The 26,854-nt window shown below is 59.6% G+C and carries 26 protein-coding genes and 1 tRNA gene; 7 read left to right on the top strand and 20 right to left on the bottom strand.

From position 1 onward, the window contains the following. Window positions 1-10: 10 nt before the first annotated feature. The 9 genes from GZH91_RS03505 to gmhB form a co-directional block, all read right to left on the bottom strand. Complete coding sequence (locus GZH91_RS03505) at window positions 11-634, bottom strand: 50S ribosomal protein L25/general stress protein Ctc (protein WP_147070832.1); 624 nt, start codon at window positions 632-634, stop codon at window positions 11-13. A 113-nt stretch (window positions 635-747) separates the two neighbouring features. Further along, a complete protein-coding gene (locus GZH91_RS03500) occupies window positions 748-1,698 on the bottom strand; it encodes a ribose-phosphate pyrophosphokinase (RefSeq protein ID WP_147070830.1) in 951 nt (316 codons plus the stop codon). An 85-nt stretch (window positions 1,699-1,783) separates the two neighbouring features. Continuing rightward, window positions 1,784-1,858 (bottom strand) — tRNA-Gln (locus GZH91_RS03495). A gap of 1 nt (window position 1,859) precedes the next feature. After that, the gene (ispE, locus tag GZH91_RS03490; protein ID WP_147070828.1) at window positions 1,860-2,729 is read right to left on the bottom strand and encodes a 4-(cytidine 5'-diphospho)-2-C-methyl-D-erythritol kinase; all 870 of its coding nucleotides are present in this window, start codon (window positions 2,727-2,729) and stop codon (window positions 1,860-1,862) included. Next, window positions 2,726-3,295 (bottom strand): lipoprotein insertase outer membrane protein LolB, encoded by a 570-nt coding sequence (lolB, locus tag GZH91_RS03485; protein ID WP_147070827.1) that lies wholly within the window; start codon window positions 3,293-3,295, stop codon window positions 2,726-2,728. Before lolB ends, ispE begins: the two co-directional genes overlap by 4 nt. Before the next feature lie 29 nt (window positions 3,296-3,324). Then, a complete protein-coding gene (locus GZH91_RS03480) occupies window positions 3,325-5,046 on the bottom strand; it encodes a tetratricopeptide repeat protein (RefSeq protein ID WP_147070824.1) in 1,722 nt (573 codons plus the stop codon). A gap of 69 nt (window positions 5,047-5,115) precedes the next feature. Beyond that, on the bottom strand, window positions 5,116-5,832 hold the full coding sequence (locus tag GZH91_RS03475; protein ID WP_147070822.1) for a M48 family metallopeptidase: 717 nt from the start codon (window positions 5,830-5,832) through the stop codon (window positions 5,116-5,118). Beyond that, window positions 5,825-6,544 (bottom strand): lysophospholipid acyltransferase family protein, encoded by a 720-nt coding sequence (locus tag GZH91_RS03470; protein WP_147070820.1) that lies wholly within the window; start codon window positions 6,542-6,544, stop codon window positions 5,825-5,827. Before GZH91_RS03470 ends, GZH91_RS03475 begins: the two co-directional genes overlap by 8 nt. Continuing rightward, entirely contained in the window at window positions 6,541-7,077 is a 537-nt protein-coding gene (gmhB, locus tag GZH91_RS03465) for a D-glycero-beta-D-manno-heptose 1,7-bisphosphate 7-phosphatase (RefSeq protein WP_147070819.1), read from the bottom strand. Before gmhB ends, GZH91_RS03470 begins: the two co-directional genes overlap by 4 nt. A gap of 134 nt (window positions 7,078-7,211) precedes the next feature. Between gmhB and GZH91_RS17940 the strand changes: the two genes are divergently transcribed. Together GZH91_RS17940 and GZH91_RS03460 are read left to right on the top strand one after the other, a co-directional pair. Then, window positions 7,212-7,355, top strand: a complete 144-nt coding sequence (locus GZH91_RS17940; protein WP_232522212.1) for a hypothetical protein — start codon at window positions 7,212-7,214, stop codon at window positions 7,353-7,355. Between the two features lie 778 nt (window positions 7,356-8,133). Further along, on the top strand, window positions 8,134-11,184 hold the full coding sequence (locus GZH91_RS03460; RefSeq protein ID WP_147070817.1) for an EAL domain-containing protein: 3,051 nt from the start codon (window positions 8,134-8,136) through the stop codon (window positions 11,182-11,184). A 354-nt stretch (window positions 11,185-11,538) separates the two neighbouring features. Here the strand turns inward: GZH91_RS03460 and glyS are convergent, their stop codons facing one another. Both glyS and glyQ read right to left on the bottom strand, forming a co-directional pair. After that, window positions 11,539-13,602 (bottom strand): glycine--tRNA ligase subunit beta, encoded by a 2,064-nt coding sequence (glyS, locus tag GZH91_RS03455; RefSeq protein ID WP_198415452.1) that lies wholly within the window; start codon window positions 13,600-13,602, stop codon window positions 11,539-11,541. Between the two features lie 4 nt (window positions 13,603-13,606). Continuing rightward, window positions 13,607-14,482: a glycine--tRNA ligase subunit alpha gene (glyQ, locus tag GZH91_RS03450; RefSeq protein ID WP_147070813.1), complete on the bottom strand. Its 876-nt coding sequence runs from the start codon at window positions 14,480-14,482 to the stop codon at window positions 13,607-13,609. A gap of 225 nt (window positions 14,483-14,707) precedes the next feature. Here glyQ and GZH91_RS03445 point away from each other — a divergent pair, with 225 nt between their 5' ends. Further along, complete coding sequence (locus GZH91_RS03445; RefSeq protein ID WP_161984163.1) at window positions 14,708-14,860, top strand: hypothetical protein; 153 nt, start codon at window positions 14,708-14,710, stop codon at window positions 14,858-14,860. A 71-nt stretch (window positions 14,861-14,931) separates the two neighbouring features. Here GZH91_RS03445 and GZH91_RS03440 read toward each other — a convergent pair whose 3' ends face one another. Together GZH91_RS03440 and GZH91_RS03435 are read right to left on the bottom strand one after the other, a co-directional pair. Next, the gene (locus GZH91_RS03440) at window positions 14,932-16,260 is read right to left on the bottom strand and encodes an ATP-binding protein (protein ID WP_147070811.1); all 1,329 of its coding nucleotides are present in this window, start codon (window positions 16,258-16,260) and stop codon (window positions 14,932-14,934) included. Further along, window positions 16,257-16,973 (bottom strand): response regulator, encoded by a 717-nt coding sequence (locus GZH91_RS03435; protein WP_147070809.1) that lies wholly within the window; start codon window positions 16,971-16,973, stop codon window positions 16,257-16,259. Before GZH91_RS03435 ends, GZH91_RS03440 begins: the two co-directional genes overlap by 4 nt. Before the next feature lie 149 nt (window positions 16,974-17,122). On the opposite strand from GZH91_RS03435, the gene GZH91_RS03430 reads away from it, so the two are divergent. Both GZH91_RS03430 and GZH91_RS03425 read left to right on the top strand, forming a co-directional pair. After that, entirely contained in the window at window positions 17,123-17,446 is a 324-nt protein-coding gene (locus GZH91_RS03430) for a hypothetical protein (protein ID WP_147070807.1), read from the top strand. A gap of 43 nt (window positions 17,447-17,489) precedes the next feature. Beyond that, window positions 17,490-18,020, top strand: coding sequence for a glycine zipper 2TM domain-containing protein (locus GZH91_RS03425; protein ID WP_147070805.1), 531 nt, complete (start codon window positions 17,490-17,492; stop codon window positions 18,018-18,020). A gap of 37 nt (window positions 18,021-18,057) precedes the next feature. Here GZH91_RS03425 and GZH91_RS03420 read toward each other — a convergent pair whose 3' ends face one another. From GZH91_RS03420 to ilvA, 4 genes are all read right to left on the bottom strand, one after another. Then, window positions 18,058-19,296, bottom strand: coding sequence for a multifunctional CCA addition/repair protein (locus GZH91_RS03420; RefSeq protein ID WP_147070803.1), 1,239 nt, complete (start codon window positions 19,294-19,296; stop codon window positions 18,058-18,060). 8 nt (window positions 19,297-19,304) lie between these two features. After that, the gene (locus GZH91_RS03415) at window positions 19,305-20,342 is read right to left on the bottom strand and encodes a complex I NDUFA9 subunit family protein (RefSeq protein WP_147070801.1); all 1,038 of its coding nucleotides are present in this window, start codon (window positions 20,340-20,342) and stop codon (window positions 19,305-19,307) included. Window positions 20,343-20,413: 71 nt separating this feature from the next. Then, on the bottom strand, window positions 20,414-22,408 hold the full coding sequence (locus tag GZH91_RS03410) for a transglycosylase SLT domain-containing protein (protein ID WP_147070799.1): 1,995 nt from the start codon (window positions 22,406-22,408) through the stop codon (window positions 20,414-20,416). 4 nt (window positions 22,409-22,412) lie between these two features. Then, window positions 22,413-23,939, bottom strand: coding sequence for a threonine ammonia-lyase, biosynthetic (gene ilvA / locus GZH91_RS03405; RefSeq protein WP_147070797.1), 1,527 nt, complete (start codon window positions 23,937-23,939; stop codon window positions 22,413-22,415). Window positions 23,940-24,055: 116 nt separating this feature from the next. Between ilvA and rpiA the strand changes: the two genes are divergently transcribed. Continuing rightward, window positions 24,056-24,715, top strand: coding sequence for a ribose-5-phosphate isomerase RpiA (gene rpiA / locus GZH91_RS03400; protein WP_174861822.1), 660 nt, complete (start codon window positions 24,056-24,058; stop codon window positions 24,713-24,715). Here rpiA and yacG read toward each other — a convergent pair. Beyond that, window positions 24,712-24,906, bottom strand: a complete 195-nt coding sequence (gene yacG / locus GZH91_RS03395) for a DNA gyrase inhibitor YacG (protein ID WP_147070793.1) — start codon at window positions 24,904-24,906, stop codon at window positions 24,712-24,714. The genes rpiA and yacG overlap by 4 nt on opposite strands. A 391-nt stretch (window positions 24,907-25,297) precedes the next feature. Between yacG and tnpA the strand changes: the two genes are divergently transcribed. Next, window positions 25,298-25,729, top strand: a complete 432-nt coding sequence (tnpA, locus tag GZH91_RS03390; protein WP_147070791.1) for an IS200/IS605 family transposase — start codon at window positions 25,298-25,300, stop codon at window positions 25,727-25,729. Window positions 25,730-26,238: 509 nt separating this feature from the next. Here tnpA and GZH91_RS03385 read toward each other — a convergent pair. Both GZH91_RS03385 and GZH91_RS03380 read right to left on the bottom strand, forming a co-directional pair. Further along, the gene (locus GZH91_RS03385) at window positions 26,239-26,523 is read right to left on the bottom strand and encodes a helix-turn-helix domain-containing protein (protein WP_147070789.1); all 285 of its coding nucleotides are present in this window, start codon (window positions 26,521-26,523) and stop codon (window positions 26,239-26,241) included. A 34-nt stretch (window positions 26,524-26,557) separates the two neighbouring features. Then, window positions 26,558-26,731, bottom strand: a complete 174-nt coding sequence (locus tag GZH91_RS03380; protein WP_147070787.1) for an Arm DNA-binding domain-containing protein — start codon at window positions 26,729-26,731, stop codon at window positions 26,558-26,560. Between the last annotated feature and the right edge of the window lie 123 nt (window positions 26,732-26,854).

Here is a 26,854-nt window from a genome sequence, read left to right as displayed (position 1 = left end):
GTTCCGGGATTTAGGCAGCCGGGGGCATGGCTGCAGGTGCAACTGCAGTTTCAGCAGCTTCTTCTGCCACCGCACCACGCGGCACCACAATGGTGACAACTGCAGAATCGTCACCCCTGTGACTGACAGCTTCCACACCTGCGGGCAGTTTCAGCTCGGAGAGATGGATGGAGTGGCCGGCCTGCAAGTCCGCCAGGTCCACCGCAATGAATTCCGGCAGGTTGTCCGCCAGGCATGACACATCCAGATCGGTCATGATGTGGGTGACGACGCCGGCAGCCAGCTTCACGCCCGGTGCAATGTCGGCATTGATAAAGTGCAGCGGCACTTTGACGTGGATTTTCTGGGTCTTGTCCACACGCTGAAAATCAATGTGCTGCACCTCCATCCGGAACGGGTGCATGATGTAGTCACGCAGCAGCACGGCTTCTCTGGCGCCATCGATAGCCAGGGTGAGGATGGAGGCGTGGAAGGTCTCGCGCTTGAGGGCGTGAAACAGCGCGTTGTGATCCAGCTCGATATTGACAGCGTCCTTGCCGCCACCATATACCACGCCGGGTGTTTTGCCCTGGCGACGCAGGCGGCGGCTCGCACCCTTACCCTGTACGTCACGTGTGTTAGCGATTACTTCCATGATCTACTCCAGTAAATTATGACTAAACCGACTCAGTGCCGGTTTCGTCCGGTTACTCCGCACCCGCGACCAGACTACGGAGGCGTGACACACGCAAGCGTGCACCACTAAAACTATTCCATAAACAACGAACTGACCGAATCCTCATTGCTGATGCGGCGCATGGTTTCCGCCAACAATTCTGCGACCGAAAGCTGACGGATGCGATTGCAGTTTTTAGCCTCATCACGCAGCGGAATGGTGTCCGTTACCACCAGCTCATCCAGCGCAGAATTCTCGATGCGCTGCACCGCAGTACCGGACAGTACCGGGTGGGTACAATAGGCCAGCACACGCTTGGCGCCCTTGTCTTTCAGCGCCTGCGCCGCTTCGCACAAGGTGTTGGCGGTATCCACCAGGTCGTCCATGATAACGCAGGTGCGGCCCTGCACATCGCCGATTATATTCATCACCTTGGCCACGTTGGGCTTGGGACGGCGCTTGTCGATAATGGCCAGATCGGACTCGAGACGCTTGGCCAAAGCGCGCGCGCGCACCACGCCGCCAACGTCGGGCGACACCACGATCAGGTCAGGATACGACTGCTTCCATACGTCACCCAGCAAGATCGGGGAAGCATAGATGTTGTCAACAGGAATGTCGAAAAACCCCTGAATCTGATCCGAGTGCAGATCCATGGTGAGCAGGCGATCCACACCGGCGCCGGCCAGCATGTTGGCCACCACCTTGGCGGTAATCGCCACGCGCGCCGAACGGGGACGGCGATCCTGGCGCGCGTAGCCGAAATACGGTATCGCCGCCGTGATACGCCCTGCCGAAGCACGCCTCAAGGCATCCACCATGACCATGATTTCCATCAGGCTGTCATTGGTGGGGGCACAAGTGGACTGCAGCACGAACACGTCCTTGCCGCGCACATGCTCGAGCAATTCCACCATCACCTCGCCATCGGAGAAACGCGCCACCGTGGCGCGCCCCAGATGAATATTGAGATGGCGCACTACATCTGCGGCCAGCCGGGGATTGGCATTGCCGGTAAACACCATCATGCTGTCGTACGCCACAACTCACCCCACCCAAAAAAAACTAAAGCGTGTAACGACCATTACACGCTTCTCGCTGGCGCCCGCATGGGCTACCGTAAAATTCTGGCAGGGGAGGTAGGGATCGAACCTACGAATGCCGGAATCAAAATCCGGTGCCTTACCACTTGGCGACTCCCCTGTTACTTGCTCTGTGCTACTTCACTGTCACCCGCATAATCATAAAGCGGGTGCATATCCAAACCAGCCGCCACGAAACCGCGCATATCCGGCGGAAGTTGTGCCAGCACGCGCTGCGCGGCAGCGGCAGTATCAAACGCTGCAAACACACTGGCACCCGATCCGCTCATGCGCGCCTCACCATGCTGAGAAAGCCACGCCAGATGTCGCGCCACTTCTGGATAATCACGGCAAACCACGGCTTGCAGGTCGTTCCGCATAGCAAACTGACTGGCTTCGGAAAAGTCGGCTATTCTGATGATTTCGCTGTCTCTTGTCAAATCCGGATGTGCAAATATTGCCGCTGTCGAAACACTCAGCGCGGGCGTCAGCACCACATACCAGGCTGGCGCAAGCGCCACGGCTTGCAGCGCCTCGCCGATTCCCTCGGCAAATGCGGTCTGGCCGAATACAAACACCGGCACATCCGCTCCCAGTTTTAGCGCCAGTTCCTGCAGCCGGGCGCGCGACAGGCCCAGTCCCCACAGCCGGTTGAGGCCAAGCAGCACGCTGGCCGCATCCGAGCTGCCGCCGCCCAGCCCAGCGCCCATGGGCAGGCGTTTTTCCAGCCGGATACCCACACCCAGCATGCAACCTATCTCAGCCTGCAACAGTTGCGCTGCACGCATGCACAGGTCATTTTCCTCTGCCACCCCCGCCAGCGGCTGCTGACGCACGATGCGCCCATCTTCACGCAGCATGAGGTGCAGGGTATCGCCATAATCTATCATGCGAAACAGCGTCTGCAACAGGTGGTAGCCATCTGCACGCCGCCCTACCACGTGCAGGAACAGGTTTAATTTGGCGGGTGCGGGGCATACCAGGGTGGTCATTGCGCGCCGGCTTTCAACGTCCACTGGTCCATCACCAAACGGATTTCCAGATCATCACGTTGCAGCGTCATTGTGCGCGGCAAGCCCTGCCCATCGACAGTTTGCCAGGTACTGTAATTCACCCGCCAGCCATCCTGCACGAGCTGCGTGGGGCGTTGTTGTGCATCACGTTCGGCTTGATACGGTAGTGACGGGGCCGGCTGCCCCACCACCCAATAGCCCAGCCCGGAGAGCGGCAAACGCCATCCCAGCAATTCCTGAGTGAGGGTTTCCGTGTCGGCGGCACGGTGGATTTTGTGCGCCTGATCAATCAGCGTCACGCCGTCCGCACCACGGGTAATTTGCGTGACCGTCTGACCCAGTGGTGACAGCAAAGTAATGTCGTCCTGGTCTGGCCGATGCCGCCAGCGCAGACTGCCGGAGGATGACTGGTCGCGATACTTCACCGCAATCCGGCCGGCGAGATCGAATACACGGGGCGCCTGACTTGCCACAGGCGCTACCGCCGCAGGGGGTAAAGCAGCGCAGCCAAACAGACCAAGCACAAAAAAAATGCTGGCGGGCATGCGCCAGCAGTGATTAATCCAGCGCAGGGTCACGGCTTATTAAACTTTTGCATCACGCCCAGCAAGGCCTGGTTTTGCGGATTGCCGTCCAGTGCGGTCTGCCACAGTTTGCGCGCCTCATCGCGATTGCCCTTGACCCACAGCACTTCGCCCAGGTGTGCCGCAATTTCCGGGTCTTTGCGCAGGGCAAATGCACGCTGCAGATAGTCCAGCGATTTGCCCAGATTGCCCTGGCGGTACTGCGCCCAGCCCATGCTATCGAGAATGAAAGCATCGTTGGGGGCAAGTTTCAGGGCATGCTGCAGGAGTTGCACTGCCTCGGCGAGTCGATTGGTGCGATCGGCCAGGGTATAGCCCAAGGCATTGTAGGCCTGTGCATAATCCGGCTTGATCTGGATCAGATGGCGCAGGTCTTTTTCCAGTATGTCAAGCTTGTTGACGCGCTCGGCGGCCATCGCATGGTCGTACAACAGCTCGGGCGAATCCGGCCTGGTCGCCAGCGCGCGACTCAGCAATTCGTACACGCCATTGTAGTCCCTGGCTTCACGCAGCAACTGCGCTTCCGCCTCAATCAGCAGGATTTTGTCAGCCTCGCCATCCACCTTCAGATTGCGCAAATAAGCGCGCGCCTCGTCCACCTTGCCCTGTTTCGCCAACAGTCCGGCATAGCGGATTTGCGCCGGGATATAGTGTGTACCGGGAGCGACCGACTGATACCAGTTGGCGGCCTGGTCGTATTGTTTGCGTATCTCGGCCACCTGGCCCAGATAGATCTGCGCCGCACCCGCATCAGCATAGCCCGTTTGCAACACGCCCTTGAATGCGCTCTCGGCGCCATCAAGGTCATTCAGCTGCAGCGACAACAGTCCAATGGCCATACCTATCTCAGGGTTGCCAGGCACCTCCTTTTCGAGTCGCCGAAACTCATCCCGCGCCGCGGCATACTGGCTCAGGCTGACCAGTTGGCGCGCGTAAATCAGGCGCACCTCTTTGGCATCGGGGTACTGTTTGAGGAACCCCCGCAGAAACGCAACGCCATCCGTTTTGGTTTCACGCCCAACCAGCTGAAACTGGAACAGCGCTGCCAGCTCCCAGCCCGGCTTGAGCTTGGCCGCTGCTTTAATTTCATTCAGCGCCTCGTCGTAGCGGGTGGCGTTCGCCGCTGCCTGGGCGATGGCGAAATGCGCTTCTGCCAGATCGGGATAGGGCGCGGCCAGGCTTTTGACCAGCTCCAGCGCGGCTTGTTTGTCCTTCTGGCGCGCCAGCAGGGTATCCAGGTGCATAAAACCGGCGCCCGCGTTGTCTCCCCCGGCTGCAATGAGTTTTTCCAGGTGCGGCCGCGCCTCGTCGAGCTTGCCATCACTCACCAGCACTGCCGCCAGGGATTTTTGCGCATTGAGCGAATCCGGTTGCACATCCAGCCACAGGCTGGCGGCAGCGCGCGCGGCGGCGGCCTGGTGCGCATACATCGCCACTTCAGTCGCACGCTTGGCAATACGCGGATCGCGCGTGGTTTTGGCGAGATCAAGATAAGCTGCGCTGGCAACCCCCAGATCACCGCGCTGGCCAGCGATTTCTGCCACCAGAAACTCATACAGCAACTGACTGGTCAGTTCCACTTTGGGAAGCGCAGCTTGCGTTTTCAGCTTTGCCGCCCTGGCGGGCGCTGTCTGCGCCGCCAAGGCCAGCGGCTGCGCACCAAACGTCAGGCACAGGCCCATGGCAGCAAGATAAAGGGGTGTCGGGCGCATGATTGCTCCAGGTTGAGATAAGTCTTTAGAGATTGTAGAGGAAATTAAGTTGCATGACCGCTGCCGTCGTCAAAAGCGGTGATAGTGCTGTCCATGCTCATGCAACACGCTGCGCGCAGCGGCAAAATCCGGATAGAGTCGAGCCACCTCGCGCCAGAATGCCGGAGAGTGGTCGAGATGCGCGAGGTGCGCCAACTCATGCGCCAGCACATAATCAATCTGCGGGTCAGCTGCCTGAACCAGGCGCCAGTTGAGCCGCACCACACCCGCACGCGTACAACTCCCCCAGCGCGTACGCGCATTGCTGACCAGCAAATTGCTGGGAGAACGGCGCAACAACGGCAAGAACAGTCGCAAACGCGCTTGAAAGTGAATCAGGGCGACATGCCGGTACCAGGCCAGCACGGCTGCCTGCACAGAGGCGCCGGTCTTTACCGGCAACCCAAGTTGCTGGCCTGTCACCGCTGCCATGCCGCCCTGAGGGAGGAGACACAAGTGCAGTTGGCCGCCCAGATAGGGCAGCAGCATTCCGTCACGCCAGTCGATAACCGGCGCCGGGACGGGTTTGGCGGCGTCGAGTTTGGCGCGCACCCAATCCGCCTTGTGGGCGATGAAACGCTCCACCTCGGTGAGCGGCAAGCGCCAGGGTGCGCTGACCGACAGCCCGCTGGCATTGATGGTGAGCGCCAGCGTGCGACGTGCGTTGCTGCGTTTCAGGGTGTAGCCAAGCTTTTCGCCATTGAGGCTGACGCTGCGCGTTTCGCTGCTGCGGCGCCGTTCAGGCATGGCGTTGCAGTTGCTTCATTTCAGTCTCTATCCAGGCTTTCACCTGCTCGTTAAGGGCGTCTGGCTTCATACCGGCTGCATCTATCACTGGACCAATGCTCAGCGTAATCAGGCCGGGGTGCTTGAGAAAGGAATTTTTCGGCCAGAGTTCACCTGCATTGTGCGCCACCGGCACCACCAGCGCATTCACATGGCTGGCCAGCCAGGCGCCGCCTATGCCGTATCGCCCGATTTCGCCTGGCGCCATGCGTGTTCCCTCCGGGAAAATCATCACGCCAAAACCCTCGGCCAGGCGCACGCGCCCCTGCTCCACGATTTGCTTGAGCGCAGCGCGTCCTTCTGCGCGGTTGATGGCAATCGGTGACAGCATCGCCATGCCCCAGCCGAAAAACGGCACCCACAGCAATTCGCGCTTGATCACCAAGGCCATCGGCGGCAGCAGCACCGGCAGCGCAATGGTCTCCCATGCGGACTGGTGTTTGGCCATCACCACCGCTGGCGTGTTGGGCAGGTTTTCCAGACCGATCACCCGATAGCGGATGCCGCATACGACTTCGGCCAGCCACACCACAATGCGGTTCCACAAGGTAATGGTGCGGTAGCGAATGCGCGCGGAAAAGGGAAACGTAAGCAGCGCAACGAGAGAAAACACTATGGTCAACAGAGTTTGCAAAACGGCAAATAGCGCCGAACGCAGAAGCAGAACAATCATTGCGCAAGAAGGTGGGTAACCACTTCGGCCAGATCAGTGAAAACCAGGGTGCCTTCGGGCAGGTTACCCGCATTTAACGTGGCCGTACCCTTGCCGGTTTTGACCAGCATGGGTGCGGCGCCGACTGCGGCGGCGGCCTGCAGGTCACGCAAGCTGTCGCCCACTGCGGGTATGGCTGACAGTTGCACATTGAAACGCGCAGCCATCTCCAGAAACATGCCCGGCAATGGTTTGCGGCACGCGCATTTCACGTCGGCCGCATGCGGACAATAAAACAGCGCATCGATCCGCCCACCTGCCTGCGCCAGCGCCTTGTGCATCTTGGTATGGATGGTGTTGAGCATGGCCATGTCAAACAGACCGCGCCCCACGCCCGACTGATTGGTTGCCACAGCCACGCGGTAACCGGCCTGGTTGAGGCGCGCAATCGCCTCCAGACTGCCGGGGATGGGTTTCCATTCATCCGGAGTTTTGATGAAGTGATCGGAATCCATATTGATGACGCCGTCACGATCGAGAATGATGAGTTTCATGGGGTAAAGAGTATACCCCGGAAAGCCGCAATTTAGGCGTACATGCGTATACGGTATCGCGTGTACGGTATTGGTGAACCCCGATTTCCGGACAGTTATTCAAGTTGCTAGCCTGCTGTTAAAAGGAGCAGGGGGTGAATGTGAAGAAGCGCAAGAATTTCAGCCGTCAGTACAAGGCCAGGGTGGCGCTTGAAGCGATACGAGGGGTCAGCACGGTAAATGAGATCACCCGGGAATCGGTGTACCTCCGCAATGCTGTGAGTCATCACCTGGATTAACGTTTCATTGCCCTTGCGGGGCGGGTATTGCCTGGTGCGCCTGCGGATTGGATCCGTCCCCTGGGGCACCCTATCACTGGCAACACCATAACAACCAGATGGATGCCACACTGCCGGTAAAATCGGGCTCGCCCGCTTTCTGGAGTTCCGCGGCAGGCTTTCGGCCGTCTTGTGGCTCAGGCCGGATGTTTCTCTACCACTGCAACAGCCACGCGCGCGTACCGGTGCGATCAAGGAGGGGGAACCGCCTGATATCCCGCCCCGGCTCCCGTGGCGGAACTGGCAGCGCAGGGGCGCGGATCCGGACCGCATTTCCCGGTTGGTCCGCGGGCTGTCGATCACGCTGCCAAACAGGAAAGCAGTACTGTTAAGTGAATTATTTCCCAAGCCGCGGCAGATTTATTGCCATTTTGTGGATCATGTGATAAAAGTAAAAACCATGATTATTGAATGGGTATTGCCAGACTGCTGACGCACGCGGCCATCGTTGCCATCCTTGGGCGGGAACACTGCACCCGGTTGTCGCGGCGCAGGATGTGTTGCAGGACGTTTGGCGCGCCGCCGGGCTATCGCATGGACTCTGAATAAGGGAAATACGCAATCCGCCGATATGCCATGCACACCGCCCGGCGTGCATGCACGTCGGGACAGAGCATCAAGAATGAACAAAACCTCCGCAACCTGGAAAGCCAAGATGGAAGAAATCTTGCGCAAGCAAGCAAGCAAGCAAGCCTGACGTCCTCCACGCCGCCGCTGGCCCCATAGAAGGAGCCGGGCCATGAATCTCCCGGACGAGGCCCTCGCTGCTCTGGCCCGGTCGGTCGGGATCGACGCGCAAGAGATTGCCCGCCGCCAGGCATTCCTGGAGTTCGACGAAACCGATGCCAGCCTGCTCACGCAGATGCACGCGCGCCTGCAAGATGTGTCACGGCGGTTCGTGGACGACTTTTACGCCCATTGCATCAAGTTCGAGGAAACCCGCCGTTGCATCCCGGACCCCCAATCCCTCAAGCGTCTGAAGCGGGCTCAGACGGCCTACTTCGACAGCCTGAGCGCGGGCGACTACGGCCCCGAACGCATTCTCCGCCGCCTGCGCGCAGGCGGCGTCCATCAGCGCATCGGTCTCGAACCCAAGTGGTACATCGGCGCCTACAGCAAGTATCTCATCGGGCTGTTACCCGAGCTATGGCGCCTGCTTGGCGACAGCCCGGACAAGTTTCTCGCCACGTACCGCGCGCTGCAGAAGAGCGTGTTCCTGGATATGGGGCTTGCCTTCGATACCTATATCCAGGCCGACCGGCACGCCATTCTCGGCCTCAAGCGCTACGCCGAGGACATCATTGCGAGCCTTCCTGTCGGACTGCTGGTCCTGGACCAAGCCCTCAAGGTGCAGAGCGTCAACCTCTCCTTCCGCGAAATATCCGGACTGAAGAACGGAGAAGACATTTCCGGGCGCGAACTCGAACATATCCTGCCGCTGTCCGATCTGCACCAGCAGGCGCAAGCTGTCCTGGCGAGCGGCACGGCATTGCACGGCATTGACGTCGCGCTGGGTGAAAAACGCTTGCGCCTCACCATCACCGGAATCCGTCTGGCAGCAGAAAACCGCCTGCTGGTAGCCGTGGAGGACATCACTGAATACAAACGGGCAGAGGAATGGCAGCAGCACTACACGCAGACGCTCGACTTGTTCACCGCGGATGCGCCTCTTGGCGAAGTACTGGAAGGCTTTGCCGCGTTTGCCGAGCAGCAGTGTGCGGGGGCATCCTGCTCGATCCAGCTGCTTTCCCCCGACCGCAAACACCTGATGCACGGCGCAGCGCCCAGCCTGCCCGAGTTCTATAACCGCGCCATCGACGGCCTCGAGATCGGCGAGGATATCGGGTCTTGCGGGACGGCCGCGCACACCGCCCGCACCGTGATCATCGAGGACGCGCTCACCCACCCTTACTGGGCCCCCTACCGCGAACTGGCCATCCGCGCCGGACTGCGCGCCTGCTGGTCCGAACCCATCCTGTCCGCCGACAACAAGGTGCTTGGCACCTTTTCCCTATACTACCGTGAGCCGCGCACACCGACCCCGGAAGAGCTCAAGCTCATTCGCCAAGGGGCCAGGCTCGCCGCCGTTGTAATCGAGCGCGCCCGGCAGCAGGAGAACCTGCGCCTGGCTGCCGTGGTATTCGAGCAAGGCACCGAGGCTGTGGTGATCACGGACGCCGAGCAGCGCATCCTCAGTGTGAACCACGCTTTCACCCAGACAACAGGCTATGCGCCCGAAGAAGTGATCGGTCAGACCCCACGCATCCTGCAATCCGGGCGGCACGATGCGGCCTTCTATCGCGCCATGTGGGAAAGCATTCAAGCAACCGGCCGCTGGCAAGGGGATGCATGGGAACGAAAAAAAACCGGGGAGTTTTATCCAAAACGCTTGTCCATTTCCGCTGTGCGCGGTGTGCAGGGGGAGATCACCCACTATGTGGGCAGCTCGGTTGATATCACCGAACAGAAGGCCCATGTCGCCCATATCGAACAGCTCGCCTTTTACGACCCCCTGACCGGCCTGCCCAACCGGACGCTGTTCATGGATCGCCTGAAACAGGTTCTGGCCGTCGCCCAACGGCATGGGCAGCGGGTAGCGATCCTGTTTATGGATCTTAACCGCTTCAAGGAGATCAACGATACCCAGGGGCACAATGTCGGCGACCAGGTCCTGATCGAAGTCGCCCGGCGCTTTCAGGCCACTACGCGAGGGGAAGAAACCCTGGCGCGCCTGGGCGGCGACGAGTTCGTCGTCATCGCCGAGGAAGCCGACCAGGCGGCTGCGACCCTCATCGCCAAACGGTTGCAACAGGCACTTGCCGAGCCCATTGCGGCAAAGGGGCAGACTTTTACCCTCGGGGTGAGCATCGGCATCGCCTTCCATCCCGAGGATGGCGCAACCATCGAGGACCTGCTCAAGCGGGCCGACATCGCCATGTATCGCGCCAAGGCATTCGGGGGCGGCCATCGCTTCTATCAGCCGGAGATGAGCGTGGGATTGGCCGAACGTATGCAGCTTGCCAAAAATTTAAGCCGCGCCCTGAACGCCGGGAACTTGGAACTGCATTACCAGCCCCAGGTGAATCTCAAAACAGGCACCCTGATCGGCGCCGAGGCTTTATTGCGCTGGAACGATCCCGAACGGGGCTGGGTGAGTCCGGCAGAATTCATCTCGATTGCCGAGGAGCGCGGCATGATAGGGGCGCTAGGGAAGTGGCTGGCAGGGAAGGCTTGCCGCCAGATGAAAGACTGGCAGGAGGCTGGTCTGAATTTCCCCGGCCGGCTCGCCGTCAACCTTGCCGCCCAGCAGCTTGAAGAGGCCGGAATTGCCGGCAAGCTTCAGGCGATCGTGCGCGCGGCAGGCTTAACGCCCGCCTGTCTTGAACTGGAACTCACCGAAAGCAGCCTGATGCGGAATGTGGAGCAGGCGATCGTGGTCATGGAGGCCCTGAAAACGGCGGGGTTTGCACTCGCGATCGATGATTTCGGTACCGGCTACTCATCGCTTACCTATCTCAAACGCTTGCCGGCGGACAAGCTCAAGATCGACATGTCGTTTGTGCGCGACATGCTGCAAGATCGCAACGATTACACCATCGTCGCCACCATCATTGGCATGGCACACAGCCTCGGCCTCAAGGCGCTTGCCGAAGGTGCAGAACAAGCGGAGCAGGCGGAAACCTTGCTGGCACTGGGTTGCGATGAAGCGCAGGGATATTACTTCGGCCACCCTGAAACGGCGGAAATCTTTGCGCAAAAATGGCTCAGGACTGGCGCCGCGCCCGAATAGACCTTGCCCGTAATGACCATACCGCTGTATGAGGTCCGGCACCGGAATGGGTCTGATTGAAAAACCGGCAACATGAATTTCACCTCAACACAGTAATGATTTTTACGCTCCATCCGACATTTACGTGGACCGAGCAGGGGCAGCCCTTCTTATTCAGTTAACCACTGAGCACGTGGCATGCATTTCGAATCATGGTACTGCATGATTTTCTCACATCACCCACTGGGTGGGATGATTTGAATTGCAAATTCGTTGGCTTTCCCCGTGCCCCCCGTAATGGAATGGACGCCCGCTTCCTAAAACGGCATCTGGGTGCCAAAGTAGTGGTGGCCTTACTACACTAAAATAGAAACGTCAGGAGGACAAGGCGGAAATATCGGCTACCCGGTTCATCAACCTGCCAAGTGCGCTTAGCAGCGCCAGGCGGTTGTTGCGAATCAGCGGTTCATCGGCCATTACCATCACTTCGTCGAAAAAACGATCCACCCCGATGCGGGCACTGGCGAGCGTGGTCAGCGCGTCAGCGTAGTCGCCGTTGGCGGCATAGGATTCCACCACCGGGATCAGCTGGTTGATGGTGGCGAACAGCGCTTTTTCCGCAGCTTCCTGCATCAGGGCGATATCCGCCGCGCCGTCGGGGGCGGCGGTCTTTTTCAGGATATTGCGGATGCGTTTGTTGGCAGCGGCAAGTGCCGCAGCCTCCGGCAGCTTGCGGAAGGCCTGCACGGCCTCAATGCGCGCCAGGATCAAATCCATGCGGGCGGGATTGCCTGCCAGCACGGCTTCGATTTCACCGGCCTGATAGCCTTTTTCTTTCAGGTAACCACGCATGCGCTCCAGCATGAAAGTGTACACATCCACCGCCACGCTGTCGGCGACCACCCCGTCGGGGAAAGTGGCGCGAGACTGTTCCAGCAACTGGGGCAGTTCCAGCGGCAGTTGGGCTTCCACCAGAATGCGCAGTATGCCCAGCGCCGCGCGACGCAGGCCAAAGGGGTCTTTGTCGCCGGTGGGGATCAAGCCAATACCGAAGATGCCAATCAGCGTGTCGAGTTTGTCGGCCAGTGCCACACTCGCGGCGACCTTGCCGGCGGGGATGGCGTCACCGGCAAAGCGCGGCTGGTAATGGGCGGCGATCGCGCTGGCCACGATGTCTGACTCGCCGTCGTAGCGGGCATAATAGGCGCCCATCACGCCTTGCAGTTCAGGGAATTCGCCCACCATGTCGGTGAGCAGGTCGGCCTTGGCGAGATACGCGGCGCGCTGGACGGCGGCGTCATCCGCGTGCAATAGGCGCGCGATGCTGCCAGCCAGCTTCTGGATGCGTTCGACGCGCTGTAACTGGGAGCCGAGTTTGTTGTGGTACACCACCTGAGCGAGTTTTTCCACGCGCGCGTCCAGGCGGATTTTTCTATCCTGGTCGAAAAAGAATTTGGCGTCGGATAGGCGTGCACGCAGCACCCGCTGGTTGCCGTGGATGATATGGCTGGGGTCGTCAGTTTTCAGGTTGGACACCACCAGGAAACGCGGCAGCAGCTTGCCGTTGTGGTCGGCCAGCGGAAAATATTTCTGATTCTGCTTCATCGACAGTATCAGGCACTCCTGCGGCACGGCGAGGAAATCTGCGCTATATGTGCCCGCGTAAACCATGGGATATTCGACCAGCGCGGTCACTTCGTCCAGCAGCGCCTCGTCCCATAGCACCTGAGCGTCGCCGGCAAGTGCTGCAAGCTGGGCGCGGATGGCGGCGCGACGTTCGGCGTAACCCGCCATCACATGACCGACTTGCATCAGCGTGGCGGCGTAGTCGCTGGCGTGGGCAATGCCCACCACGCCAGTGGAAAGGAAACGGTGTCCCAGTGTGGACTTGCCGCTGGCCAGCCCCAGCACTTCACCGGGCACAAGCTGATCGCCGTGCAGCATGACCAGTCCATGCACCGGACGCACGAACTCCACATCAGAATCGCCCCAGCGCATGAGCCTGGCGACCGGCAGTTTTTTCAGCGTCTCTGCCACCATCCCCGCCAGATGCTGCGCCAGCGCTGCGCCCGCTTTGGTGCTGCGGAACACGTAGCATTCCTGCCTGCCATCATTGGCGGTGGCGAGCGCGTTCACCTCCACGCCACAGGAGCGGGCAAAACCCAGCAAAGCCGGTGTTGGCTGGCCATTTTGCATGCCCGCCGCCAGCGTCGGGCCTTTACGCTCGACTTCGCGCTCGGGTTGGATGGCGACGACATGGGGGATCACCACCGCCAGTCGGCGCGGCGTGGCATAGGCTTTAAATCCGGCATCGCCAGCAACAAAACCTTGTGCCTTGAGGCTATTGAAAATACCGCTGGCGAACGCGTCAGACAGCTTGTTGAGGGATTTGGGGGGCAGCTCTTCGGTGAGCAGTTCGATCAGCAGTGTATCGGTCATCATTTCAATTCCTGGCCAGCATCGGAAAGTCCAGGGCTGCGCGGGAGTCATGGTAAGCCTGCGCCACTTTGCGCGACAGGGTGCGCACGCGGCCAATGTAGGCGGCACGTTCGGTCACCGAAATCGCACCACGGGCGTCAAGCAGATTGAAGGTATGTGAGCACTTCATCACCATCTCGAAGCCCGGTAGCGCCAGCCCAACATCCATCAGGCGTGCGGCTTCGCGCTCAAAGTCATTAAATTGCTGGAACAGCCATTGCGCATTGGAATGCTCGAAGTTGTATTTGGACTGCTCGACTTCATTCTGATGGTACACGTCGCCATAAGTCACGCCCGGCGTCCAGGTCAGGTCATAAACGTTTTCCACGCCTTGCAGATACATGGCCAGCCGTTCCAGACCATAAGTGATTTCCCCCAGAACCGGCTTGCACTTCAGCCCGCCCACTTCCTGGAAATAGGTAAACTGGGTGACCTCCATGCCGTTCAGCCACACCTCCCAGCCCAACCCCCAGGCGCCGAGGGTGGGCGATTCCCAGTCATCCTCGACGAAACGGATGTCGTGGATGCCGGTATCCACACCGAGCGCGCGCAGACTGTCGAGATACAGTTCCTGGATATTGTCAGGGCTCGGCTTTAATACCACCTGAAACTGGTAGTAATGCTGCAGGCGGTTAGGATTTTCACCATACCGGCCGTCTTTGGGACGGCGCGAGGGCTGCACAAACGCCGCTTTCCACGGTTCCGGTCCCAGGGCGCGCAGAAAGGTGGCCGTGTGGAAAGTACCGGCGCCCATTTCCATATCGTAAGGCTGTAGCAACACACAGCCCTGTTTCGCCCAGTATTGCTGGAGCGTGAAAATGATTTCCTGAAAAGTCAGCATGAGACACGCGCTTGGTTAATAAAAGCGCGATTTTACTGTGTTTGCAGCCAAATTGCGCTGGTGCCGGTTGCAGGCTGTCGAAAACACGACAGGAGTGTCCACAGTTCCACGCAATAACCGCCTGGCCAACCCCGCCACGAACACATAGATCCGCATGGACAGGGCATCTCGCAAGCAAGCATCAGCAGGCATGACGATTGCAGATATCTGCAAAAGGTAACCAGCATGAATCTGCAGCTATCCGACACAATCACCATTGAATTTGCTCCTACCCAGGCGCTGTTCGATTTTTTCAAGGCCAAGACCAATCGCACTCTGATGGTGTGCGTGAGCTTGCTGTTTCTGGAAGTGAAAATACTCAAGCAGCGTCCCTGGTAGGACGACGCACCCTCTCTGCCACAGAGTATCGTGTGCAGACTTCGGCCCCCGTGCTCGCACGGGGGCTTTTTTTATGCCCGCTCCGATGTGGCAGCGGGGGGGCGGAGCGGGATACGCACCTCGGCAACCAGGCCGCCGCCCGCGCGCGGCAGCAGTTGCAGTTGCCAGTGATTGGCTTGGGCCAGTTGCCGGGCTATTGCCAGCCCTAGCCCGCTGCCACCGGTAGCCTTGTTGCGCGATGTTTCCAGCCGGTGGAACGGCCGGAACACCGCCTCGATCTGGTCTGGCGGAATGCCCGGGCCACGATCCATCACGCGGATTTGCGCAGCGCCGGCAGTGCATACGCATTCCAGCGTGACCGGCTGGTGATCGCCATAGCGCAGCGCGTTCTCGATCAGATTCGACACCACCCGGCGCAGAGCGTGGGGCCCCACGGCAGCCATGCAGATGTTCTGCGCCGACCACTCCACCATACCCCCGCCACGGCGGGCGTCCCCGGCCAGTTCATCGAGCAGCACATTCAGGTCGAGCAACTGCACCGGCTCTGCCTGCAAGCCGCGCGACAGCTCAAGGAAGCCGCCGATCAGGCGGTTCATTTCTTCCAGGTCGTGCTCGATTTGCCCGATCAGCTGCGCATCAGCGTCCTGCGGCAACATGGCCAGCGCCAGTCGCATGCGCGCGATGGGCGTGCGCAAGTCATGTGAGATACCGGCCAGCAAGGTGGTGCGATTGGCAAGCAAAGCCTGCACCTCATTGGCCATGCGGTTGAAGGCGCGGGTCAGCGAAGCCAGCTCGGTGGAGCCGGATTCCGGCAGCGGCTGCGGCACCTGCCCTTGTCCCACCTCGCCCGCCGCCGCACCCAGCCGCACCAGAGTACGGCTGATGCGTCGCACCATGATGATGGCGGTCAGCCAGGTCAGCAGCGCGCCCAGGCTGACCAGCCCGACCGCAGCCAGCGGGGGTTGCACGCCGTAGCGTTCCTGTTCGAAACCGATGCGGATGAGATGTCCGCCCATGCGCATTTCTGCCCACACCCAGCCGTTTTCGCCGGCCTTGAGCACAATATCCTGCCCGGTACGCCGGGTGAGCGATTGTTCGATATAGCGACTATTGAGAAAACTGTCGGCACGCGCTGCCAGGGGCGCATCCACGCGCTTGATGAGCAAATGGTGATGCACGGCGAGCTCATGCTCGAAATAAGGCCGGGTTTCCGGTGGCAATTCCACCCAGGTCTGTACCGACAACACCATCAACGCAGCCAGATCATCGGCAGAACGCAACGCCATCGGCTTGAGGATAGTGACCGCCACCACCGCCAGTGCGGCTATCTGAAAGACCAGAAAGGCCAGCCCGAGGATCGCGGCGGTGCGTCCAAATAGCGAAGCCGGCCACAACCTCATGCAGCCGCGCCTTTCGGCGCAAACAAATAACCCTGTCCCCACACCGTGCGGATGAACACCGGATTGGCAGGGTCGGGCTCGATCTTGCGCCGCAGACGGGTGACGCGTACATCGATGCTGCGGTCGAACGGGTCACGCTCGTAGCCTTTGATCATGTCCATCAAACCATCACGGGTCAGCACCCGGTTGGGATGCTCGACAAAAATACGCAGAATGGCGAATTCGGCTGTGGTAATCGGTATTTCTTCGCTGTCGCGCAACAGGCGCTGGGCGTCCAGATCCAGGCTGAATGGGCCAAAACGGGCAACGTTGTTGGGCGCTGCAGCCGCGCCGAGTGTCGCCTGCCTGCGGCGCAACACCGCACGAATACGCGCCAGCAACTCGCGCGGGTTGAACGGCTTGGGCAGGTAATCGTCCGCGCCCACCTCCAGCCCGACGATACGATCAATATCCTCGCCCCGCGCTGACAGCATGATGATGGGCAACGCCGTGCTGGCGCGCAGACGACGCGCAATCGACAGTCCATCTTCGCCGGGCAACATCAGGTCGAGGATAACCAGATCGGGGCTTATCCGGGTTAATGCCTCGTCCATTTTGCCGCCATCTGCAGCACACGTTACCGTATAGCCCTGGCCGGTAAGATATTGCTCCAGCAGCGCGCGCAGCCCGGCGTCGTCGTCCACTACCAGAATGTGTTCCTGGGTATTTTCCATGCCGCCAATATACAACTGTCGCGGCAGGTTTCGCCACACGGTTACACACTGTTACAGTTTTATGCTGATTGGAAACGCTTTTGCAAACACTATCATCCATTATGCAATCGTGGATCCGGAAAAACCGGATCACAGACAAGGAGTAAACCATGAAGATACGCAACCTGATTCCTGTCGTTTCCCTCGGGCTTGGTCTGGGCGGGGTTGCACCGGCATTTGCTGCACCCGCCTTCTACCTCGGCCCGGCTCTGGATCATGCCACGCCACTCTTGCTGGCGAGCCGCGACGGGGATACCGAATCTCGCGGTAATGGCCGGGATCGTGCTGGACAGCGCGGTGACGGCGACAACCGCAGGCAACAGAATGAGGTACGCCGCGATGAGCGCCAGGGCGGTTTTGGCTATGGTTTTGAACGCCGCCAGGAACGCGGCGAGCGGCCGGCGAACGATGGCCGGGATCGCCAGCAAAACTGACCTCAGTCAGGGTGAATCACAATTGCATACCAGGAGAAAAATCATGCATACCCAAAAAATCATTGTATCTGCCCTGCTGCTGGCAGCCACTTCCACGGTTGCGCTGGCCGATCCGGGAATGAGTTTTACCGACCGCGCGCAAGTGATCTCATCCACCCCGATCTATGAGCAGGTAAACGAGCCGCATCGCGAGTGCTGGACAGAAACTGTCGGTGGTGAATACCGCAGTGAAGGCCGCTCATATGGGGGCGCCATACTCGGCGGCCTGGTAGGTGGCTTGCTCGGCAACACGGTGGGTCAAGGGAACGGACGCACTGCCGCTGCGGCAGTCGGCGCGGTTACCGGCGCCATGGTGGGCGACAACATCAGCAACCGTGACAGCTATGGTTACCAGCCACGCCAGGTGGAGCGTTGCCGGGTGCAGAACAACTATCGTCAGGTGGTATCCGGCTACAACGTGGTGTACCGCTATCGCGGCCGCGATTTTACCACTACGCTGCCCTACGACCCAGGCAACACGCTCAATCTCAACGTGAGCGCGACAGTGGCGCAAAACCAGGGCAACAACTGGTAATCACATCACTGGCGGCGCGATACTCTCACACAGTTTGCTAGGATTGCGGGGCATCGTCGTCCTGCGCCGCGCCCAGCGCATGACGAATTGCCTGCAGACGCGCGGCGCGGATTCGCTCCCCGACATCGTTCGTTTCACCGCTACGCGCAATCGCTCCGGCATCCACACCCTGCGCCGCCGCCAGTGCTGTACGCAGGTGGTCCGCCGCTGGATAGGCGCAGGTTTCAAAACCCGGCCGGCCGCGTGCGTCGCACTCACAGGCTTGCAGAAATTGCGCAAAGCGCTCCGGCCGGCGCAAGGCGTCGGTGGCTTCCAGCATGTTGAGGATGGTGGCAGGGCGCAATTGTAACGCGCGGTGCGCGTCGCCGTGATAGCGAGCGGTGATCAGCGCCAGATCACGACACCCGTTAGGCACACGGACGCGTTGGCATAGCGTCTTGACCAGTCCCACACTGCGCGCCTCGTGGCCGTGATGGCGCGGCCATTCCCCGGGCGGTGTGGTGCCCTTGCCCAGGTCATGGGTAAGCGCGGCAAAGCGCACTGCCAGGCTGTAATGCTGGGCAGCAGCGTAGTCCACCACCAGCATCACGTGGATACCGGTATCGATTTCGGGATGGTATTGCGGCGGTTGCGGCACACCGAACAGCCGATCGACTTCAGGCATGATCCGCGCCAGGGCAGCGCAGGCGCGCAGCGTCTCGAACATGCGCGACGGCTGCGCTTCCATCAGGCCGCGCGCCAGTTCCTGCCAGACGCGCTCCGGTACCAGGTGATCGACTTCGCCGCTGCTGACCATCTCGCGCATCAACGCCATGGTTTCGGGCGCGACGGAAAAATCGGTAAAACGTGCCATGAAACGCGCCACGCGCAAAACCCTGACCGGGTCTTCAACAAATGCAGCGCTGACATGGCGCAATACGCGTGCCTCAATATCGCGGCAACCGCCGTAAGGATCGACCAATTCGCCGGACTCGGCCTTGGCGATGGCGTTGATGGTGAGGTCGCGCCGGGCGAGATCCTGCTCCAGCGTGACCGCGGGTGCGGCGCTGACCTCGAATCCTTTATAACCTCGGGTCGTCTTGCGCTCGGTGCGGGCAAGCGCGTATTCATCATGCGTGACGGGGTGCAAGAATACCGGAAAATCGCGGCCTACCGGCTGGTAACCCAACCGTGCCATGGCCTCGGGCGTACTGCCCACCACCACATAATCACGGTCTTGGACGGGCAGGCCGAGCAATTCATCCCGTACTGCGCCGCCGACCGCGTAGATCTGCATGACAGCGGTCAGCGCCCGGCGCGATTGCGGAACGCCTGATAACGCCCGCGCGGGTGGCTGTCGTCGAGGTACTCGGCAGCGACGGCCTCCAGCGCAGCGGGCTTGTAGCCCGAGGGCGGCGGGAATTCACCGCTGCAGATGTTGTCCACTTGCATGGCGTAGTAATTGTCGCGCGTCATGATTTTTTTGCCCGGCTTGAATTCCATCGCCCATGCCTGCAAGTACGACATCCTGTCGCACAGCGCAATGATGCGCGGATGTGCGCCTACCGTCTGCCCGGCCAATTCCACCAGTTCCTCCAGGGTGTAGACCTTGGGACCGCACAAGTCATAGGTCTGGCCGAAGCTGGCGGTGTCGTCCAGCGCATTGACATACGCGCGCGCCACATCCTCCACCCATACCGGCTGAAAACGGGCGTGGGCATTGGCCAGCGGGATGATCGGAAAAGTCTGCGCCAGCCCGGCAAACAGGGTGAGGAAACTGTCACCCCGGCCAAAGATCACCGAAGGCCGAAAAATCGTGGTGTAGAGCCTGGCACCCCGCACGAACTTGGGGCCATCCAGGTACCAGCGTTCATTATCCGAATGCGCCATACCGGCTTCGCGCACCAGCGCCTCACCTATCCCCTTGGAGCGCTGATAGGCGCTGCGGGAGGTGCCGGAAGCGCCCAGTGCGCTCATGTGCAACAGACGCTGGATGCCGTTTTCGGTGCAGGCATGGATAAGCTTGCGCGGCAGCTCGATGTGCACATGCTGAAAATCACCCCGCCGCGCGGCGGGTTTGTCGATGCGTCCCGGATGAGTCTCGTGCAGGATGCCGACCAGATTGATGATCGCATCCATGCCATGAAAATGCTGCTTGAGTTGCGCCGGGTCGTGGATATCTGCGTCGATCACATCCACGCCAGGCAATACGATCAGGTCTTTGGCGCGCTCGCGGTTACGCGTGAGTACGCGCACACTGCGTCCTTGCGCGGCCAGCATGCGCACAATATTGGCTCCGACAAACCCGCTGCCGCCCAACACACAGATATTATTGAATTTCATGCCTGTTCCTGAAGAGAAATCTTACAAAGCTGTGGATTTTAACCTAAAACCCGCGCTCGCTGCGGAGCGGGTCAGTTGTCGCAGGCCGGAGCATTTTCATCCGCTCCGCCGCACAGCGGTGGGACTGCCACCCCGGCTATGCTACCCAGCCGCGCCTTGAGCGACTGTCCCGGCTGACCGAAACTGCGCGCGTAATAGATGGCATTGGCCATGACTTTCTTGACGTAATCGCGGGTTTCGCCAAAAGGAATGCTCTCCGCATAAATCGCGCCCTCCAGCGCCTGCCCGCCGCACCAGCGTCGTGCTCTGCCGGGCCCCGCATTGTAGGCCGCGGTCGCCAGCACCAGAGAGCCATCCAGGCTTTGCTGAATGGTTTTCAGGTAGTACATGCCAAACTGCATGTTGGTATCCAGTCCGTGGATGCTGTCCGCCTGAAAATGGCGGATACCCAGTTTGCTGGCGATCCAGCGTGCCGTCGCCGGCATCACCTGCATCAGGCCGGAAGCGCCCACTCCGGACTTGGCACGCGACACAAAGCGGCTCTCCTGGCGCATCAGACCGTATACCCAGGCCTCGTCCAGCCTATATTCTTTGGCGTATTTGTGGGCAATGTCCCGATAGGGTGCCAAAAAGCGCAGGTCAAAGTCGTGCAGCTGCTGGGTGCGATCGGCGGTATTGATGGCGCGGTCATACCAGTCGTTCTGCCGCGCCAGCTCGGCAGCGGCGAGCAGGCGCCGGTCATCAAAATTGCGCGTTGCCCAGATCCATTCATGATTGGCATCGGTACGCAAATCCAGCCTGTACAGGGCGAGCGCCCGGGCAATCGCCGGTACGCGCCCCATCGCCGCGACTTCATCACTGCCGACTTTAAAATTAATTGTTTGCGCACCCAGTGCGGCACCCAGCTCTTCTTCCGCCAGCAGTCCATAGAAATTGTGCTCGCGCGATAGCGATGCCAATAATGCATTGGCCTGAAACAGCTTGTTGTGCAGCTTGTAGGCGCGCGCCAGCCAGTAACGCCACGCCGGTTCAGCGCGGGCGCTATCGCTCATTTGCAGAATGGCCGCCTGCACCACACTCCAGTTACCCACTCGCAGTGCCTCGCGTGCCTTCCATGCCAGCAGGTCATCATTCATGCCGTCGACGCCGGCACGGTCAAACCAGCCCAACGCGTCGCGGAGATGCTGGCGTGCGCCATACAGCCCCAACTGCCCCCATACATAGCGCTGATCGGACACGGAAAAATCGGCACGGATCGCTTCCCAGAGCTGCGCCGCATTGCGTGCATCGCTGCGGGCCAGACGCGCAATTGCATAGATCGCCAGTTCGCGCTCGACACGGCTATCCAGGTCCAGATTGGGCTTGCCCAGCAGCCGCTCAGGCCTGGCGGTCACCGTATCCACCAGCCGCGCATCCGGTTGCTGCTGTTTGGGAAAATAGGCAAGCACCGATTTCGCCACACCCGGGTTGCCGGATTCAAGCGCCAGACGGAAGCGCTGCCAGATGTCTTCATGGCTGATCAGCTGGTCGGCGATCAGTTTTTCGAACAATGGTGTGCACGCCTCTGGCAGGTCCTTGCCGGTGAACCACAGCGCCACGCCATCCTTCAGCGCCAGCGTCTCGCCCTGCGCGATGCGGCCACGTATGGCATAACACTGCAGACTCACGTCGGATTTGACCAGCAAGGGGTATTCGGCCAGAAAAGTTGTCCAGTCCTGATTTTTCCCAAGCAGCCGCAGCCAATCGCCACGCAGCCTGTCAGACAGCACGCTGTCGGTATTGCGCGCCATGAAATCGCGAATTTCGTCTGCGCTCGCGTCTTTCAGGCGTGCCGATAACGCCCAGTATTGAATGTAAGGCAGCAGGATAGAACCTTTGAGGCGCTCAGCGTACCCGGGTAGCAATTGGGTTTTGCCGGTGCGAAAGGCTTCGCGCGCAGCCAGGAAATCGGCATTGTCGTCCGCATATCCAGGCAGCGGCAGCAGCCCCAGGCAAAGCACCGCAACGGCCAGCGCTGCGCGCAAACCTGCGCCCGGGCGCAACAGATATTTGACCCTATTCTCCACAGGTTTAACTCAGAAACAGCGTATAAGCAGGATTCTGGCTTTCGTCCCAGTAGCGATAACCCACCTGATCCAGCGATGCCTGAAAACTCGCATGATCTTCCGGCGGCACCTGGATGCCCACCAGCACGCGGCCATAATCAGCCCCATGATTGCGGTAGTGGAACAGGCTGATGTTCCAGTGGTGGCCAATGCTGTTGAGAAAACGCATCAGTGCGCCGGGGCGTTCCGGGAATTCGAAACGAAACACCCGCTCGTATTCAACCTGCGGCGCGTGGCCGCCAACCAGATGGCGCACATGCAGCTTGGCCATTTCGTTGTCCGTCAAATCCACTGCAACAAGACCGTTGTCCTTGAGCATGGCAACCAGTTGCGTAGCCTCGTCGCGGCTGGCCACCTGCACGCCGGCAAATACGTGGGCGTCGCTGTTATCCGAGTAACGGTAGTTGAATTCGGTAATATTGCGCGCACCCAGCAACGTGCAAAATGCCTTGAAGCTGCCGGGTGTCTCGGGAATGGTTACCGCCAGCACGGCCTCGCGCTGCTCGCCCAGTTCGGCACGCTCGGAAATATAACGCAGACGCTCGAAATTCATGTTGGCACCGCTGGCAATCGCCACCACGGTTTTGTCAGTGACGGCTTCGCGCGTGCACCACAGCTTGGCGCCGGCTATGCTTAATGCACCGGACGGCTCCAGGATGGAACGGGTATCCTCGAATACATCCTTGATCGCCGCGCAGATGGCGTCATTGTCCACACGGATGACTTCATCCACATACTGGCTGGCCAGGCGAAAGGTTTCCTTACCCACCTGCTTCACCGCCACGCCGTCAGCAAACAGTCCTACCTGGCTCAGCAATACCCGTTCATGCTGTTCCAGCGAGCACGCCATGGCATCGGCGTCTTCTGGCTCCACGCCGATCACCTTGATCTCCGGTTTGAGCGTCTTGATATACACGGCCACCCCTGCTATCAAGCCGCCACCACCTACCGGCACAAACACTGCGTCAATGTGGCCGCCGTGCTGGCGCAGGATTTCCATGGCAACCGTACCCTGTCCGGCAATCACGTCCGGGTCATCGTAGGCGTGCACATAGGTGGCGCCGCTTTCCTGTGCCAGCGCACGCGCATGCGCATAAGCCTCATCGTAGGAATCGCCATGCAAGACCACCTCGGCGCCGCGCGCCCTGACCGCGCTGACCTTGATCTGCGGCGTGGGCAGCGGCATGACGATGGTGGCGCGGCAGCCCAGCTTCTGCGCAGCCAGCGCGACGCCCTGGGCATGGTTGCCGGCAGATGCAGTAATCACTCCCGCCACCAGCGCCTGTCTGGACAAACCGGAAATCTTGTTGTAAGCCCCGCGCAGCTTGAACGAAAATACTGACTGCAAATCCTCACGCTTCAACCATAGCTGGTTACCCATGCGCGCCGACAGATTGGGCGCGCGCTCGAGCGGGGACTCGATGGCAACGTCGTAGACACGGGAGGTGAGGATGCGAACCAGGTAATCGTTGGGTGCGTGTGCGGTTGACATGATGCAGCTTTGGACAAGGACAGCGCCCAAGATTAGCAGGCTTTGGGACGTTTGTGAAAAAAGCGGATTGTGGCTATCCTGCGGGTTTTGTTATAAATGAGGATTGCATAATGACAATGAAGCAGGATGAGCTGAAACAGGCTGTCGCGCGTGCCGCGATTGATTATGTTCCACAAGGAATTATCGGCGTGGGAACGGGTTCCACCGCCAATTTTTTTATTGATGAACTGGCCACAATCAGAGGCCGTTTCGAAGCCGCGGTGGCAAGCTCCGAAGCCACTGCACAGCGCCTGAAAAACCATGGTATTCAGGTACTCGATCTGAACAGCGTGGGCGAACTGGAAATTTATGTGGACGGTGCCGACGAAATCACGCGTCACATGCACATGATCAAGGGCGGTGGCGGTGCGCTTACCCGCGAAAAAATCGTCGCTGCGTGCAGCAAAAAATTCATCTGCCTGGCGGATGACTCCAAACTGGTGGAGGTGCTCGGCAAGTTTCCGCTGCCTGTCGAAGTCATTCCCATGGCACAGAGCCATGTGGCGCGCGAGCTAGTCAAACTGGGCGGTCAACCCGTGCTGCGCACAGGCTTCACCACCGACAACGGCAATGTGATTCTGGATGTGCACAATCTTGCCATCACCAACCCGGTGGAGCTGGAAAAACAAATCAACCAGATCGTTGGCGTGGTCACCAACGGTCTGTTTGCCCAACGCCCTGCCGATATACTGCTGCTGGGCACCGCCGACGGGGTCAAAACCATGCAGGCGGGCTAGCCTTCGTTATCGAGATCGGTATTTTCTGACTCGCGCTTGCCGGTGTCGGGGATGCGATAGCCCTCAGCAGCCCATTGCCCTAAATCGATCAAGCGACAGCGTTCCGAGCAAAATGGCCTAAATTTGTTTTGCGCTGTCCATTCCACCAGGGCGCCGCAAGTCGGACAGGTGACGGTAACTGGCTTTTTCACAGATTAAAACGTAATCTTTAACATGGCTTGCAATCCCCTATCCATGCGGGTCTATGTATTTGAGCATCGCGCCAGCTACCCACCTAGCTACCCACGCCATGCCCGCTGGGGTCAATTTTAACCAAGATTGCTGCCAGTGACTCACGGATTGCCGATAAATTTCGCTTTCATGGGGTGGCGTTTCGATAATCCTTCCATGGGGGGTTTTGAGAACGCGCCCAGCAGTCAAAACCACGCGCGCGCGTACTGGTCGGAATATTTAGCTTTTCCCTTTGTCAGCATAACCGCGCTTGGCTTCCATAAAATTAATTATCAATCATAAGGTTTAAACCACCGGCTTTAGCCGGTCAGCTTTAGCTGCGAGAATAGGCTGCACGAAAGGAGGTGCGGCGTGGAATACAGATACGGCAGTCATACGGTATTTCAAATAGAGTACCACTTTGTATGGGTAACGAAGTACCGCTACAAAGTGCTGAGCGGAGAGGTTGCGGAGCGAGTTCGAGAACTGGTGAGAGAGACCTGCGAAGCCTTTGAGATCAGGATAGTAAAGGGTGTGGTGAGCAAGGATCACGTGCACATACTGGGCAGTTGTCCGCCGACCATGGCGCCGAGCGAAATCATGAGGCGGATCAAGGGGCGCACATCGAGCAAGCTGTTCGAAGAGTTTCCGCACCTGAAAAAGAAATATTGGGGTCGGCATTTCTGGGCAAGAGGGTACTTCTGTGCCACGGTAGGCCAGATGACGGAAGAAATGATAGAGCAGTATTTGGAACATCACTTTGAGCCGAGACCGAACGATGATTTCAAAATGGAACCCGATTAAGACGCGTCGTTCAGGCGACGCGTATCCGGACTTTCAGTCCGCCACTCAAACCCACCGGCTTTAGCCGGTGGTTGTTTAGTTCTTCAACGGATGCGTACGGCAGCCCTGCCCGGCATTTTCTGGATTCGATACAAAGCCAACGGCCAAACAGCCAAGCCTTGCGAATGGTGAACCTGAAAGCGTTACGACTGGATACCGCCTTGCCTTCGGGTGTGCGCGCACCTGTGCTGTGCGTCCACGGTTGCCAGCCATGTATCAAGGCAGCTTGCCGCAGCATTCGATGACGGACATCCACGATGTGAGTGCCGAGGCAGCGAGCTTGCCGGCGGCAGCGTAGAAATTACTCAACCTGCCGGGGAGAAATTTACACCAGCTTGACGAACGCTACCTGCCACATCCGATTTTGGAGCGCGGCTTAGATATTCATGGATAGCTCTATCCAGAAATTGCTCAAACCTTAATAGCTCCGTCATAGCACACCCCCTCTAAGTCTTGATGCGGCTCAACGCTTACGCGGCAGCGGGTGTCAGCTTCACCGATGCGCGGTAACCCACAGCATGAGCATAGCGCGCCAGGGTGCGCAGTGAAGGCAGGGTTCGCCCGCTCTCCATGCGGGCGATAACCGATTGCGTGGTGCCCATGCGCAGGGCAACTTCGGATTGCGTCAACCCGGCATGAATGCGCGCCGCTATCAGTTCATGCGCCACCGAAAATTCAGCCTCCATTGCGTCATAGGCTCTTAGGGTTGCGCTGTCCTGTAGCAGCGCGGTTTTGACTTCGGACAAGGTTTTCATGGTTCCAGCTCCTTAACGCGCGCCAGTGCGGTTGCTATCGCCTGAGGGTCATCTCCCGATGCTTGCCGCTGAAACGGTAGCGCAAAGTCCATGACGCCGTGCCCGATGCCGATAGCTTGAAGGTCAGGCCGTCCCCGTCCGACTTCGCCACGGCCTCCCCCGCCTTCACCCAGTTCTTGATGTGTACGTCTGTCAGCTTGCCGGCCATGATCGCCCCCTTGTGTGTAGCTAGAATCAGTCTAGCTACACACAAAACCCCTGATGCGAGGATAGCGCATGACACGGCAAGAAACAAAAAACCCCGCATTGGCGGGGCTTTTAAGGGTGTTTG

The organism is Sulfuriferula plumbiphila (assembly GCF_009938015.1).
GTDB classification, from domain to species: domain Bacteria; phylum Pseudomonadota; class Gammaproteobacteria; order Burkholderiales; family Sulfuriferulaceae; genus Sulfuriferula; species Sulfuriferula plumbiphila.
This window is presented reverse-complemented; position numbering and strand designations above follow the sequence as displayed.